13 protein-coding genes and 1 tRNA gene are annotated in these 14044 nt (G+C 40.8%); 2 read left to right on the top strand and 12 right to left on the bottom strand.

What is annotated here, in order from left to right; all coding sequences use genetic code 11:
• Positions 1 to 42: 42 nt before the first annotated feature.
• The 10 genes from P8596_RS11150 to P8596_RS11105 form a co-directional block, all read right to left on the bottom strand.
• A complete protein-coding gene (locus P8596_RS11150) occupies positions 43 to 579 on the bottom strand; it encodes a GNAT family N-acetyltransferase (protein WP_254651407.1) in 537 nt (178 codons plus the stop codon).
• Between the two features lie 112 nt (positions 580 to 691).
• The gene (locus P8596_RS11145) at positions 692 to 1288 is read right to left on the bottom strand and encodes an SCO family protein (protein WP_254651406.1); all 597 of its coding nucleotides are present in this window, start codon (positions 1286 to 1288) and stop codon (positions 692 to 694) included.
• A 133-nt stretch (positions 1289 to 1421) separates the two neighbouring features.
• Entirely contained in the window at positions 1422 to 1718 is a 297-nt protein-coding gene (locus tag P8596_RS11140; RefSeq protein ID WP_224520162.1) for a hypothetical protein, read from the bottom strand.
• A gap of 107 nt (positions 1719 to 1825) precedes the next feature.
• Complete coding sequence (locus tag P8596_RS11135; protein WP_279726863.1) at positions 1826 to 2986, bottom strand: Ger(x)C family spore germination protein; 1161 nt, start codon at positions 2984 to 2986, stop codon at positions 1826 to 1828.
• The gene (locus tag P8596_RS11130) at positions 2967 to 4445 is read right to left on the bottom strand and encodes a spore germination protein (RefSeq protein WP_254651404.1); all 1479 of its coding nucleotides are present in this window, start codon (positions 4443 to 4445) and stop codon (positions 2967 to 2969) included. Before P8596_RS11130 ends, P8596_RS11135 begins: the two co-directional genes overlap by 20 nt.
• 55 nt (positions 4446 to 4500) lie before the next feature.
• Positions 4501 to 5580 carry an endospore germination permease gene (locus tag P8596_RS11125; RefSeq protein ID WP_254651403.1) on the bottom strand — a complete coding sequence of 360 codons (1080 nt, stop codon included), beginning with the start codon at positions 5578 to 5580 and terminating at the stop codon, positions 4501 to 4503.
• 146 nt (positions 5581 to 5726) lie between these two features.
• Entirely contained in the window at positions 5727 to 8861 is a 3135-nt protein-coding gene (locus P8596_RS11120; RefSeq protein ID WP_279726862.1) for an AAA family ATPase, read from the bottom strand.
• Positions 8858 to 10003 (bottom strand): exonuclease SbcCD subunit D, encoded by a 1146-nt coding sequence (locus tag P8596_RS11115; protein ID WP_279726860.1) that lies wholly within the window; start codon positions 10001 to 10003, stop codon positions 8858 to 8860. Before P8596_RS11115 ends, P8596_RS11120 begins: the two co-directional genes overlap by 4 nt.
• 153 nt (positions 10004 to 10156) lie before the next feature.
• Positions 10157 to 10294, bottom strand: coding sequence for a YvrJ family protein (locus tag P8596_RS11110; RefSeq protein WP_034759872.1), 138 nt, complete (start codon positions 10292 to 10294; stop codon positions 10157 to 10159).
• A 135-nt stretch (positions 10295 to 10429) separates the two neighbouring features.
• Positions 10430 to 10954 (bottom strand): hypothetical protein, encoded by a 525-nt coding sequence (locus P8596_RS11105; protein WP_279726859.1) that lies wholly within the window; start codon positions 10952 to 10954, stop codon positions 10430 to 10432.
• 295 nt (positions 10955 to 11249) lie between these two features.
• Here P8596_RS11105 and P8596_RS11100 point away from each other — a divergent pair.
• Positions 11250 to 11345: transfer RNA gene (locus P8596_RS11100), tRNA-Sec, on the top strand.
• A 65-nt stretch (positions 11346 to 11410) separates the two neighbouring features.
• Here the strand turns inward: P8596_RS11100 and P8596_RS11095 are convergent.
• Positions 11411 to 12733, bottom strand: a complete 1323-nt coding sequence (locus P8596_RS11095; RefSeq protein ID WP_224520169.1) for an ATP-binding protein — start codon at positions 12731 to 12733, stop codon at positions 11411 to 11413.
• A 197-nt stretch (positions 12734 to 12930) separates the two neighbouring features.
• Here P8596_RS11095 and P8596_RS11090 point away from each other — a divergent pair, with 197 nt between their 5' ends.
• Complete coding sequence (locus P8596_RS11090; RefSeq protein WP_034759880.1) at positions 12931 to 13356, top strand: DUF2621 domain-containing protein; 426 nt, start codon at positions 12931 to 12933, stop codon at positions 13354 to 13356.
• Positions 13357 to 13507: 151 nt separating this feature from the next.
• On the opposite strand, the gene P8596_RS11085 is transcribed toward P8596_RS11090, so the two are convergent.
• The gene (locus tag P8596_RS11085; protein ID WP_034759883.1) at positions 13508 to 13987 is read right to left on the bottom strand and encodes a site-2 protease family protein; all 480 of its coding nucleotides are present in this window, start codon (positions 13985 to 13987) and stop codon (positions 13508 to 13510) included.
• Positions 13988 to 14044: the final 57 nt, after the last annotated feature.

Below are 14044 nucleotides of genomic sequence, written 5' to 3'. Positions count from 1 at the left end.
CAGCATTCCCTTAGAATTTCGAATTTGTACTCACCTGCTGTTCTATAATTTAGCTGTAGATTCCTTAACATTATCATATTCCCTCTTAACAGCACCACCCGGACGAAATCTCGCCATGCAATATTCCCCCGCAAATCGACCATTCTGAACAATGGAGCCTTGTTTGAACCCCTCTTCTTCAAATCCCAATCTCTCATATAAAGCTTTTGCTTTGTTATTAACGTCTATGACTGTCAGCTCAATACGCTCGATCATCAACCAATTATCCGCTAAATCGATGGCATTTTGAATGAGGCTGGTTCCGATTCCCCTCCCATGATATTGCTCATCAATAAATACGAATAAACTTCCTGTGTGGGAACGTCTGCCAAGGCCTTGGCTTAACCCGCAAAGCCCCACTACTATCCCATCCACTTCTGCTATAAAATCATGCTGGTTGGTTGAAGGGTTCTTCAATCTCGATTCAAACTTCTCGACCCTTAAGCTCGGTAACGCGATGATATTGGGTAATACCGTCTTTTGGCGCATGATTTCTACTATTCTTTCAGCATCTTTTACTTCGATCGGACGAATCTTCATCTTTTCAGCTCCCCATTCCTTTTCATCATTATAATCGTTGCCATCCTAATATTGGAATGGGAAATCGCAAAAAAAAAGAGAATCACGCATCCGGTGATTCTCTTTAGAGGAATTATTCAGATCCTTCTTTCATTAATGTTTCCATATCCTGAACGATTTCATCATACGGAACATCACTGTTGCCACTGTATGTCTTAACGACGGTGCCTTCCTGGTTCACCAGATAGAAGCTGGTCCCATGAATCATCTGATCGGAATTGGGGTCGTCCGCTACGATTGAACGGAAGGAGTGTTCCGCAAGGTCCTTCACTTCATCGAACTCATAGCCCGTTAAAAGCTCCCATTTACTTGTGTCTGCTTCGAAGTTTGATATGTACTCTTTTAATGCGTCTGGTGTATCTGTTTCCGGATCGACACTGAAGGAAACGATTTTATAATCCTTTACCCCTTCTTCTTTTAACTTCTTTTGCAGCTTTGTCAAGTTGAATGTCATTGGCGGGCAAACTGTTTCGCAACTGGTAAAGATGAAATCGGCGATCCAGACCTGTCCCTTTAAATCTTTTAAGCTTACTTGTTTATTATCCTGGTTCGTATAGGAAAATTCCTTCACTTTATAATCCGTTTCCGCTTGAAAGTCACTATTGCTGCAACCTGCAAGGAGTACCCCGATGATGGTCATCACCACAATGAATGATTTGGTTCTTGACATCTTTATCTCCTCCGAATTTATCTGTCTCTTCCATTCTATGTTAGTAAAAAGAGGATAAAAAAACAATTCCTGCAGAGAGGATTCATTGTCTATTTTGTGAAACCTCTGTCACTGGCAATTTCCTCTCTGGCATTCATTCTTCCCTCTCTCTCATTTTCTTCTTTGAAAAAAGATAATGCAGGATAAACCCATGAACGACCATTATCGTAAGGAAGGCAAGGAAATAATAGAATACGCCCATCACCCCGTCTGAAATATCCTCTGTTATGAGCCACCATACCGAGGCAAAGGCAAGAAAAACGAATTGCAGTGCGACTCCTTCTAAAAATGGTTTCTTATAGGAATTAAAATCCAGTAATCTCTTCCAGCTCCAACTGATCGCAACGACAGCAGATACTACTAATAACAATATATAAATGCTTATTTGCATAGTGATGGTTCCCCTTTCTGTCGACCTACCTTCATGTTATGCAATCCAATTGGAAAAAGAAAGAGAAAAAGGAAATTTATTTGGTGATTTCCTTTTCACTTTCTTTTTTATCTCGTTTCTTTGATATACCGATAGGCATTGAAATGTTTGATCTCAACCTTTACCTTTACTTTTTTTAGCGAACTGTCTGACAGGTAAAATCCGTCACCACTATTCTCCAATTCATGAAACTTGTCAGGATGGGAACGATACCACCGTCCACCAACATCGAAAAGATCCATCTTTTTCTCGAAACCAAGTTGATAAACCTTCGTTATTTTTTCTTCTAACGATTTTTGAAGCTTAGCATGTAATTCCTTGAAAGGCACATCATTTATCTTTTCTAACAATTCAGCTTCCACGCTTATTTCCAACGAAAATTCTGGGAAATTCGCGTGATCTTCATGATATTTCACTTTCGGTTCATCTGCTGTTAATTTAAATGTTGACAGGAGTTCACCTTCTTCATATAAAGCATAATCGAGAGAATTTTTCTTATTCTGAAGCCAGTCCACAGTCATGGAATCACTCGCCGAAATTTCCCCTTTGAATGTTTCATCTTGAAAGACACTATATCCATCCAGATAAAGAGAAGCGACTTCCCCATCTGAATGCCATGATTGCCGGTCGATTGTTATATTTGGAATCAGCGTAGTACCCATCGGTTCATAATATTCCCTTAAGAAGTGCATCAAGCTTGTTGAATCGATGTCATTTTCGATTCCCTCTGATTTTTCTTCGGTCAGCAGAACCGTGTATACAGGCGGGTAATCAAATAATCCCTTCGCACTAAAAATATCTTCAATATTCGTATCTGTTACAAACAGTTCAAGGCTAGGCCTCAGGGAACGGTTTCTACCAACGTCCTCTAATACTTCTTTGAATTTATACTTCAATAGATTCTTGGACAAGACAAGCGTTTTGGTGTGTCCAAAAAACAATGGCGGTCTCGATACTTTATATAAGTTACTGACTGCCATGTTCAAGGTCTTCCCTTTTGCAGAGCCTACGAAGGTTGGGATCGGATCTGTCGACCTGCTTCCCTCTTGCTTCGCGACATTTGCAAAATTCAATCCTTGGATGTACGCAGTATATTCATCTTTCGTTTCATCATAGTCCAAACCAATGGCGACAATATAGGTTAAGTCCTGGATGTTTTTTGATCCAGTACAACCCGATAAAGCAAGCATCAAAAGAATGATAATGAATTTAGTTATCTTGTTGTTCATTTGGATGATTACCTTTCCTCGTTTGGTCTACGGGATTAGTGGAAGAGGTTCGATGCTTATAGAACTGGATCGGCATCCTAAGAAAGGATCGTATAGCTTCGTTCCATCCAATAGGTGCAACCGTTCCTAAATAAGGTGCTCCAAAAGACGAGAGTGTGGATAAGTAAATGACCGTCAGGATGAAGATCATGACTACACCAAATAAACCAAAGAACGTACTTACCAGTAACACAATAAACCTCAGGACCGTCGTTCCATATTTAAGGGATTGATTGACGAGAGTAAAGGACGATATATACGTTATCGCACCAATGACCAGCATGGTGGGAGATGTCATTCCTGCCCTAATGGCCGCGTCTCCTACAATCAAGCCGCCTAACACCGAAACGGTCTGCCCGATCGCCCTCGGAAGGCGCACACCGGCTTCATTGAAAAACTCGAACAAGAATAGCACGATGAACATTTCAACCGGAGCCGATAGAGGAAGGCCAAACCTTGACATCGAGATGGTTGCCACAAGGAGATATGGGATTTGTTCAATGTTATACGCAGAGAAAGCCACCCAAAGCCCAGGTAAGAATGCAGAAATTAATATTCCCACCATCCTTATGATTCTTTCAAGAGACACATACACATAATTGATGCTTGAGTCTTCCGGTGACTTAATTTGCAGCAATAAGTTGACCGGGGCTAAAGAGATGGTCGGAAAACCATCTACAATCAGGGCAAACCTGCCCTGATTTAACGAGTCTACGATGAAATCGGGCCTGCCTGTATAATCAAAACTTGTGAATATCGAATAAGGATTATCATCAATGAGTGATTCAAGATGTTGATTCCCTGTCAACACGTCGATGTCTATCTTATCAAGCCTTGTGTATAATTCATTCAGGACATTCTGGTCAATGACATCATCCAGATACAAAATCGCTATGTCAGTGTGGGACCTTGTGCCAATTTTATATTTTTCCACACAGAGAGAGGGAGTGAACAATCTCCTTCTAATTAAAGAAATATTTGTATTCAAGTCTTCAACGAAACCGTCTTTAGGTCCCCGAATCGATGTTTCCAAAGATGATTCTTCCGGCAATCTTTTCGGTAGATTTCCTGCGTGGATGGATAAAACCCTTTCATCAACAAAGAAGAGGACAAATCCTGAAAATAGAGCGGAAGCCAATTCTTCTATGGAGCCCTCTGTGATTTCCTCTGCCTGAAACAAATTCATGATATTTTCTGAAAAGGTTATATGTGCGACTTCTTCAATCTTTGGAAAAATATATTGATCCAGATAATGCCGGTCCACCAGGCTATCAAAATAAACAATGGTCGTCTCCGTTCCATGAAAGAGATGGGCCTTTATCACCAGATCCTGACTGTGTGAAAATAATTCCCTCACTTCTTCCAGGGTGGCTCCTTTTGATTCCTTACTTGTTGTCTTTTCTTTAGAGGCTTTCTTCATTGAAAACATCCTTTACTTAGCTCGCTCTGTTTTTATTCATAATGAATCCATCTTTTTATTTTACCAATCGTAAAATGATGGCTGAAACGATGATTTGACCCATGAAGAGGATGACCGTCAATGGGAAAAATAGATGAAACAAAAATAGATAAAAATCATATGTATCAATACTGAACAGTGCCAGTCCGAAAAAAATGATAAAAATCGGTATCAATACCTTTAAAGAGATCCGATGTTGATCCTTCTTTTTCATAAGGAGTGCACCCAAAAGGAACATAAACAGACTGATTCTGATCAATGCTCCACACAACCACTGATAGAGGGCAAAGAAATCCAGGTGGGTGATGAATTCCCCTATGGAAAGAATCCTCCATTGCTCATACGCAGGGTATCTCAAGTTCGCTGATTCTACTGGCCCGAATTCCATAATGGATGCTGTAAGGGGACCGAACATCAGGCCCATAAAGATCAAGCCAAGAACGATTAAATGATGCATCTTTATTTTCCCCTCACTATACGGCTGAATCAAGACAATTAAATATAGCTCGAGGAGCCCGCTCAATACATAAATCATTCCTTTTATGATCGGCTCATATCCATTACTCATAATTGGAAACAATAAGCTTGGATCCTTTAAATTCGTATTGGTAATCGCTATGAAAAACCCGAAGATCATGACAAGGGGTAACAGGATTCCGCTGGCAATCGCCATGTGTTTAATTCCTGCCCATGTGATCAGGAAACAAATGATAAAAATACCTCCCCAGACAATGAAAGAGGGCACATCAGCCAGAAAGTAAGCACTTAGCCATAGTATTAAATCAACAAAGGTTATGTATGCACTTGAAAGTAAAAATAAACCGATTGGTAAAGAAAACAATAAGACGGCCCATCTCGGCCATTTCTGTTGAAGCAAATGAAAGAAGCCTTCCTTGGGGGAGTGCTTGATGATGTAAAAGATTAGAAACGTCATGAGAAGGAGTATGGGATAGGCAGCAAGGATACTGATCCACCCATCCCGTCCGGCTGCCTGAAAGATACTCGGGATCAACATGACATGATTTAGTAAGCCTGTTGAGAGGATCAACAGCAACAATAACTGTCTCGGAATTAAGATTTTACGAATACTCTTCATTTGAATTCTCCACTTGATTAGTCGTTATCCTCTATTTATGTCCCAGTCACCGCATTTAAAAACATCAAGCGCGATCATCTACTCAAATTTCATATAAAAAAGGTCAAGGATGATGATCCTTGACCTTTTTCTTGAGTGGCATTGCCTTACGCTAAAAACTGGAATTCCGTCCGGCTTCCATTCTGTGATGAAATGACTTCCAGGCGTGCATCAATTCTCTCTTTCAGCTCTGGAACATGCGATATTAAACCTACTAATCGCCCGCTGCTTTGTATATCCATTAATGCTTCGATTGCCTGATCAAGTGATTCCGGATCGAGTGTCCCGAACCCTTCATCAATGAACATCGTCTCTAATGATACTCCCCCGGCGTATTGCTGCACCACATCAGCAAGTCCAAGTGCTAAAGCCAGGGACGCCTTGAAGCTTTCCCCTCCTGATAATGTTTTGACATGTCGCTCCTGCCCTGTATATTGGTCAAAGACCAGGAGTTCCAATCCGCTCTGAACATTACCCTTGCTTCGGTCCGTTTTCCGGATCAACTGATACCGGCCTGAAGTCATCTTGATTAATCTCTCATTTGCGACTCTAAGGATGTCTTCAAGGAATGATGCCAGAACATACCTTTCAAATGTGATCCGGTTGGCATTCTGACCCCTTGCAACTTCTGCTAAATGTCCGACCGTTTGATATCTTGATTCTAAATCCCTGATTCCTTCATTTATGGCTGTCACCCTCGTGAGGATGAGCTCATTTTCCTTTCTGTTTGTCATGACCCTGTTTAGATGATTATTTACCTCCTTCAATTCAGCTGTAACCTTGATGATGTCTTCTTCGATCCTTTGAATGTCCGGCCGCTGTTTATCTTTTAAGATTTGATCAATATCGGATAAACGGTCAGTAACTGAGCGAAGGTCCTCCCCGTACTTCTTCACTTTTTCCTGAAGGACCGTGACTTCCGATTCTGACTTTTTTGCTTCCAGAAAGGCTTTATAGTGGGAGAAGCCCTGTTCTGTGAGTAGCGTAAGGAAGGCTACTCGTTCAGCTTTCATCTCCCCATTCACATTCTCTATATGGATCTCTTTATCTTTGACTTGAGACTCCTTTACACTGTTTTGGTTCAACAGCTCATAGTACTGTTTTTGAGCCCGTTCAAAGGATGTCTTTAATTCTTTTAATCTTTGTTTTTCTTTCTGTAACACTTGATCAAATTGAGCTTTTGTCCTGAGTTCCAGGGGAATGGATTCCTTCACCTTTTCCAAGGTCGTATTTTTAGTGTGAAAGAGAGTATTAAGTTCTTGGAGCATTTCTTGGTTCTTCCCTCTTGCCCCTTCAAGTTCTTCAAGCTTTTCCCTTCCCTTTCTAATCTCTTCTCCCATGACTTTTACCTGTTCCACTTCTTTTTTCTTCGAAGCGATGTTTGTCTTCAAAGATTCGATTTCTTTCATCAGAAGCGATTGGGTCTCCTCGGTTTCAAACTGTTTAAAGTCACGTTTCTTTTCCCTTATTTTCTTGTTAATATTTTCGATCTGCTCTTGCATGCCTTGTATTTTCGTTTCCTCCTGGGCAATGACGAGGCTTAATTTTTTCTCTTCTGTTTCCAATTCCTGCTGCTTCCCTTTGGCAACCTTAAGATCTTCGCCGGATGGAATAGTATCTGCCTCTACAGCAGGCTTTGGATGGTGTTCAGATCCACAGACCGGGCAGGGAGCATCATCTGCCAATCCTTTCGCGAGCAATGCCGCCTGAGCAGAATTCCACTTTCTCTCCAAAAATGTCAGGGTTTCAGACGCATCCTGAAGACGATCCTCAAGTTGACTATATCGGGTCTTTAATTGATCACGCTCCGTTTTGACACGCTGAAGATTTTGTTCCAATTGATTCATGTCATTTATCTGTTCCAACAGGGAAAGTTTCTCTTGTACGTTTTTTTCAAGTTGAAAAACATGTTCCTGACCACTTTCTCCTGCTTTGACACGTATTTCCCGTTCCTTTATACCTTTTTGTAAAAATGAAATCTGCTCGTTTTGTTTGGTTACAATACCCTGCTGTTTTTCGTATCTTTCTTTCAATTCACTCGTTTCGTTCATTAACGTATCCAACGAGTCTATATCTTTTTCCATATTTTCAAGTTGAGTCACTCTTTTTGAGGCTTGCTCCCTGAGAGGTTCATTGTATGTTTCTTCTTCAAAAATCTTTGTGGCTGTCAGTAGCTTTTCTGTGATTGTTTGTTTCTCTTCGTATAATGTGGCTAATTGACTCTTCAGTTCATTGAGATTCCGATTAAGTTTGTGGCAATATTCATCTTGTTGAACCAAATGGGAAGCTCTCCTGGCCAGTACAATCTCGTGATCGATCGATTCAATTTCAGGCTTCAATGCTAAAAGCGATTCTTTCTGATTCTTAAGTTTTTCCTGAAGATTGTATTGATCAACCAGACTTTTAGCCTCTGCCAAATCCTTCTGATAGGCATCCCTTTTCTCTTGAACATTCTCATATTGTTGTCTGAGCTTCTTCTCTTTCTTTTCCATTTCTTCAATATGTGGGGCTAGAAGGTTCAGAATGCGATGATCATTTAACGGATTTTCCAATAAAAGAGATTGAAGTTCTTCATTTTCTTCAAAATGGATTCTTACTAATTCCCTTGTTCGTTCTTCTATGGAAGATTCAACAGACCTTTTCAACTCGTCGGCCTCGGATTTCAATTTTTCCTGGATCGTCTTGTAAAGTTCCGTATGAAAGAGGCGTTGCAATATGAGTTCTTTATCTTTACTATCCGATGTAAGGAGTTTCCGAAACTCCCCTTGTGGAATCATAAGGATCTGTCTGAATTGATTGGCATCGAGTTGGATCAATTTTTTGATCTTCTCATCCACCTCTCTCACGTTTGCCGCAAGAAGCTGTTCTTTCCCCTCTTCATCATATACATATAATTCAGAACGGGCATTGATGGTAGTATAGCCCTCCCCCCTTGCTTTCTTTTTTTCCTGCTGGGGTGAACGCCAAATTCGATACGTTCTACCGCGTAAACTGAATAGAAGATCGACTTCTGTACTATCATCATGATTGGCAAATTGGCTTCTTAATTCTGTCGGATTTCGGTCTTCCCCGCTGGCTTTTCCGTAAATCGCGTAGGAAATCCCATCGAAAATCGTTGTCTTACCAGCCCCTGTTTTACCGGAAATCACAAACATGGTGCGGTTATCCAGCTCTCGGAAGTCGATGGTTTCTCTACCCGCATACGGTCCAAACGCCTGCATCACTATTTTAAGTGGTTTCATGCATGATCAACCTCCCTTCTGGCGATATCAATCACATTCCGTACCACATCTTCCTTTTCACCGTTGAATTCACCTGTGGTCATGTCCTTGTAAAATTCTTTAAATAAGTCCAGTTCGGACCGTTTTTTATCGTTTAATATTTGGAACGAGTTCTTCTTTTTTGCATCGGTCAAATCTCTCTTTCGCTCTAGATGAAGCACGTTTGGATAGACTTGCCTCAGTTGATTAATTGGATCGATTAATGTGCCTTCATCATGAAGGGTAATCTTTAGATAGTCATTCACCTTTTGAGACTGATAGAAAGCGGGATCGAGCAACTCTTCCATATGACCCTGCAGTTCCCTCATATCCTGTTTAGGCTGAAGCACCTTTTCCCGCAATTCAAAGGTCCCATCTTCCCCCATTTCTACAATGCTGACAGATTTCCTCTGAGAAGCTTCTGAAAAAGAGTATTTCAACAGCGAACCTGAATACCTGATTGTTTCATGCCTAATGGCGTCTGGACTATGAAGGTGACCTAAGGCGGTGTAATGGAATGGCCTGAATACGTCTGCCCCTACACAACCGGACCCCCCGACTGAAAGAGTCCTCTCAGAATCCGTCGTTTTTCCTCCCAGTACAAATGCATGTCCAACAAAAACATGTGGTTCATTTGGGTTCATGTGCTCTTCGATTCTATTGACGATGGCTTCCATTGCTGCATGATGACTATTGATTGAGTCATCATCAAGGACTTGTCTGACGGTACCAGGCTCAGCGTATGGAACGCAGTGAAAGTTCACCCCTTTAATATGGATGGGTGTGAAATCAGCCGAGATCTTGCCCTTTAAATAAAATTGACTATGCTTGTACCACGAAGACCCAAATGACAGCCTCTCTGCACTATCATGGTTGCCTGAAACGGCTACAATCGGTGTGTCGAGCTCTACATTTATCCGGAATAATACTTCATCTAATAGCTCCACTGCTTCTGTAGGTGGTACAGACCGATCATAGAGATCGCCCGCAATGACGACTGCATCGGGCTCTTCCTCTTTCACAAGTTCTATGAATTCCTCCAATATGTATCGTTGTTCTTCTGTCATATATATGCCATGCACCAATTTACCCAGGTGCCAATCAGCGGTATGAATGAATTTCACTACTATTTTCTCCTCTCCGGACATGCTGGTTTCTATCTGAATTATATCAAACTCACAGGGTCTCCGTGTAAGGAAAACATTGAAAGTGGCGCGTAGCTATCCTTTTCACAATCTTCATAAAAAATAGGACCACTAGTAGCGGTCCCATTCCCATTATTCTTTGAGTTGCCGAGGTAGCGTTTGAATTGAAGTGATGACAGCATCAAGCTTTGTCTCGATTCGATAAAGAAGATACATCGTGACCACAATCGGAAACCCTACTTCAGACACAAAGGAAATAATCGACTCCATTCTCTCCCTCCTCTCATCCTATATATAGGCAGTTGGAGAGAAAATGGGTACCTGGACAGAAAAAAGCGAATCCTGGACAAATCGGATTCGCTTTTCACAATTATAAGTGGTCCCAATAGACCTTTTACTTTAGTATTAACCGTTTAAATCACTGATCAGGCTTGAACTTACCAGGCCAGCTTCATCTAACACTTTTTTGATTTGGTTTTCTGCTTCGTTCAATTTTTCATCGGCTGCTGTGAAATCTGCTTCGCCTTCTTTAGCCAGTTCATCAGCTTTCATATTATACGATTCTGCCAGTGTGGATTGGAAAGTTTCAACTGCATCCTTTTGGTCTCCAAGACCATCGGGGATCTCCATTCCTTCAACTGCTTCTGCAGATGCTTTCGCTGATGCTTGAGCAGATTCTTTCAATGTTGCCAATTCGTCCCCGGCTGGAGGCTCTTCACCTGCCATCGCTTCTTCATAACCATTTAAATCAATATCAACACCGTTAACGGTCGTAGTTAAATTCAAGTAATAATCCATTAATTCCCCAGCGGTATCCGTGTTCTCTTCAGCCTTTGATGCCTCATCCTTCTTCTCCTTATCCGAACCGGAGTCAGAACATCCTGCAAGTGCCAATGATAACCCAAGACCTAATACCCATACTTTTTTCATGTTTGTTTCCCCTCTCTGTCTATATCTATAAGTTCAAGTACAATAAGCAGCTCCAACAGGAAACGCTTACTTCGTCTATAATAAGCCGGCAAAAAGTATCTTATCACGGAGATAAACCAATGGTAAAGAAATATTTGCAGATTTCTCCAAAGTTTAAATCTTGTAAATATTTCAAATAAACAGCATACATCTCCCTCTGATACTCTAACTTAACTAGGTCATTAGTATGAATGCCTTTCTTAAACATTTGAACAAGTTTACTTCCCATGGTATAACTTATATATACTTACTTTACGGGGCTGATTGTTGAGCTGGTGCTTGCCCAAGTCTTCAAAACTTTCGGGAGGCGCGTGCCGTCTCCGCTGGGTTCGATTCCCAGGCAGTCCCGCCATATAGAAGAATACATCCATAAACATATAAAAGAACCCTTACTTTAGCCATAAGGGTTCTTTTTCTCTATCTCTGGAGCACTTCCCGTTTCTTCCTCTCAGACGACTGAACACCGTCAAACATAATATGAAAGGTTGTGCCCTCTCCCTGTTCACTTTGCACCCGGATATCCGCACCATGATCGCGAAGGATCCGAAGGCATATAGTAAGGCCGAGACCTGTTCCTTTTGTTTTTGTCGTGAAGAATGGCTCTCCCAGTTTATCCAGGGTTTCCTTCTTCATCCCTACCCCCTCATCCTTAAACATCAATTGAACCTTATTATGGGAATTGAAATCTGCATGAATGGTAATCGTCCCTCCATGAGGCATCGCTTCTATCGCATTTTTTATTAAGTTAATAAAAACCTGCTTTAATTGATTTTCATCACCGCGGATATACAGCTCTCTCTCATGAAACTCCGTTTGGATTTCGATATTATATAAGATGGCATTCGTATTCAGTAATTTCGAAACATGATCCAGTGTTTCGATAATATTAATTCGTTTATACGTAACGGATTGCGGTTTAGCAAGGATCAACAACTCGCTCAATACAAGTTCGATCCGCTTGATTTCAGAAAAGACAATCCCTAAGTATTCCTTCGTCTTCTCGTCGGCTTCATCTCTTAAAAGCTGTAGAAATCCATTGATTGAAGTCAAGGGGTTGCGGACTTCGTGAGCAATCCCTGCAGCTAATTGACCGGCAACTGAAAGTTTTTGAGATTCAATAGCCAGGGTTTCATTCATTTCCATCAATTCTTCCTCGTTATGTACTCTTTCGGTAATGTCTGAAATGGTCCCCACTGTACCCAGCAACTCACCATTCCCATTATAGTTCAGTTTAATATTGACCTCTCCCCATCGAAACTGTCCGTCCCTTTTTTGATAGGGGATGTCCATCCTGGTTTTCTCCCTATGTAAACCGATGCTTTGCCTTACCAATCGGAGGATTTCATGACGTTCATGGAGGGAAATGAAATGGAGGGCATTCTTATGCAGACTTTCTTTGACCGTGTATCCCGTAAACTCTTCCCAGGATTGATTGAGGAATTGAAATTCTCCCTTGGCATTTGTGTGAAACACCACTTCATCAATACTTTGAAGGACGTGCTGCATTTCTTCATTCAGCAGCTTCACCCTTTCTTCACTCGTTCTGAGGGCCGCCAACGTCGTATGGCTGATATCATAACTTTTCCCCATATAATAGCTGATAAAAAGGATTAGGATAGTAAACACCATATCCACCTTTAAATCCACGGGATAATGTAGAACAAAGTAATAAATAAAGTCCCACGTAATGATTAATAAAAGTCCAGTAAGTAACGATACGATCCTGCCGGTATACTTCATCCTGCTAGCCTCCTATTTACACAAGCTTAAAAAACAATCGAAATAGAAAGAATTTTCACGATATTTGTTATTTATTAGTATATCATTTCTAATTAAGAACAGTATAGAGTTCTTTATAAAATCTGTGATATTCTTGTCACATGCTAAGTCCTTGTCTATAATTGAATAAGATATGCTTTTAAACTGAGGTGAAAAACATGCTAGAAGGTTGGTTCTTATATTTCATCCTTTTTTGGGTCGTTTTTTTAGTGGCTTCGTTCGCGATCGGTGGATTCTTCATGTTTCGTAAATTCTTAAAGAGATTCCCTAAGGAAGATGGCAAATCTGACTTGGATTGGGAAGAACATTATGTGAATGAAACCATCCATTTATGGGGGGAAGATGAAAAGAAAATGCTGAATGAGCTGGTTACTCCGGTTCCGGAATTATTCAGGGATGTTGCAAAACAGAAAATCGCCGGAAAGATCGGTGAATTGGCTTTAAAAGAAAGAGCTGCAGCCATAACGAAAGAATTAGTCATCAGAGGATATATTTTGGCGACTCCAAAGCGAGATCATAAATTTTTGAGAAAAAAACTTGATGAAATGCAGATAGAAGTAACACCCTATGAGCATTTATTCTAATAAAACAGGCAGGGAATAAAATGGGATCGATACTTGTCATTCCAATTGTATTATATGTAATCTTTATTGTTGGGGCTGCTATTTTGTATGTGAAATGGAAGAATGCAAAAAAAGGTAAACGTTAAACGTTTACCTTTTTTTATATGGTCACTTAATCAATGGGATCCTCTGCTTTTCCAAAGCGAATGACGTCTAGAATCGCTTGGCCATCACTCGGTTTTCCATCCCCGTTCCTGTAAGGAAACAATGAGAAAAAGATAAAGTACACCGAAAAATATACAAATTGATAGAAAAAGATGTGAACAGGTATCACACCTTCATAAATCAAATAGTTAATGAATAGTATCGCCACCAGGTTGAATAAGCTTCCCGATAAATAGATCAGGACATGCACCCATACCTTGTTGTATTTCAACTCCCGGTATTGACACCACCCCTCCATAAAGTACATTCTCTTCACTTCTAAAGGGCCAATATTTATCAGGTGTTTACCGGTTCCGATGGCAAACTTGATCTTCGCACCAAATATTCGTGCAATCAAGATATGACCCAATTCGTGTACAATGGTGACAAGTGGCAATGTCAGGAAGAAGGCCAGGAAAAAAGTCCAGATATCTGCTAATGTAAACAATCGTAATCCCACCAATATCATTTGTTATTCATTCATCTTCTCCCTCTTTGCCCTAAA

The organism is Rossellomorea sp. DA94, from assembly GCF_029834455.1.
In the GTDB taxonomy this organism is placed as follows: domain Bacteria; phylum Bacillota; class Bacilli; order Bacillales; family Bacillaceae_B; genus Rossellomorea; species Rossellomorea vietnamensis.
The sequence above is the reverse complement of the archived record's forward strand: the minus strand, read 5'-3'. Positions and strand labels throughout refer to the sequence as shown.

Bases quoted from the DNA above. Each gene is read 5' to 3' on its own strand.
- P8596_RS11150 (WP_254651407.1), bottom strand. From the start codon at position 579: ATGAAGATTCGTCCGATCGAAGTAAAAGATGCTGAAAGAATAGTAGAA.
- P8596_RS11145 (WP_254651406.1), bottom strand. From the start codon at position 1,288: ATGTCAAGAACCAAATCATTCATTGTGGTGATGACCATCATCGGGGTA.
- P8596_RS11140 (WP_224520162.1), bottom strand. From the start codon at position 1,718: ATGCAAATAAGCATTTATATATTGTTATTAGTAGTATCTGCTGTCGTT.
- P8596_RS11135 (WP_279726863.1), bottom strand. From the start codon at position 2,986: ATGAACAACAAGATAACTAAATTCATTATCATTCTTTTGATGCTTGCT.
- P8596_RS11130 (WP_254651404.1), bottom strand. From the start codon at position 4,445: ATGAAGAAAGCCTCTAAAGAAAAGACAACAAGTAAGGAATCAAAAGGA.
- P8596_RS11125 (WP_254651403.1), bottom strand. From the start codon at position 5,580: ATGAAGAGTATTCGTAAAATCTTAATTCCGAGACAGTTATTGTTGCTG.
- P8596_RS11120 (WP_279726862.1), bottom strand. From the start codon at position 8,861: ATGAAACCACTTAAAATAGTGATGCAGGCGTTTGGACCGTATGCGGGT.
- P8596_RS11110 (WP_034759872.1), bottom strand. From the start codon at position 10,294: ATGGAGTCGATTATTTCCTTTGTGTCTGAAGTAGGGTTTCCGATTGTG.
- P8596_RS11105 (WP_279726859.1), bottom strand. From the start codon at position 10,954: ATGAAAAAAGTATGGGTATTAGGTCTTGGGTTATCATTGGCACTTGCA.
- P8596_RS11095 (WP_224520169.1), bottom strand. From the start codon at position 12,733: ATGAAGTATACCGGCAGGATCGTATCGTTACTTACTGGACTTTTATTA.
- P8596_RS11090 (WP_034759880.1), top strand. From the start codon at position 12,931: ATGCTAGAAGGTTGGTTCTTATATTTCATCCTTTTTTGGGTCGTTTTT.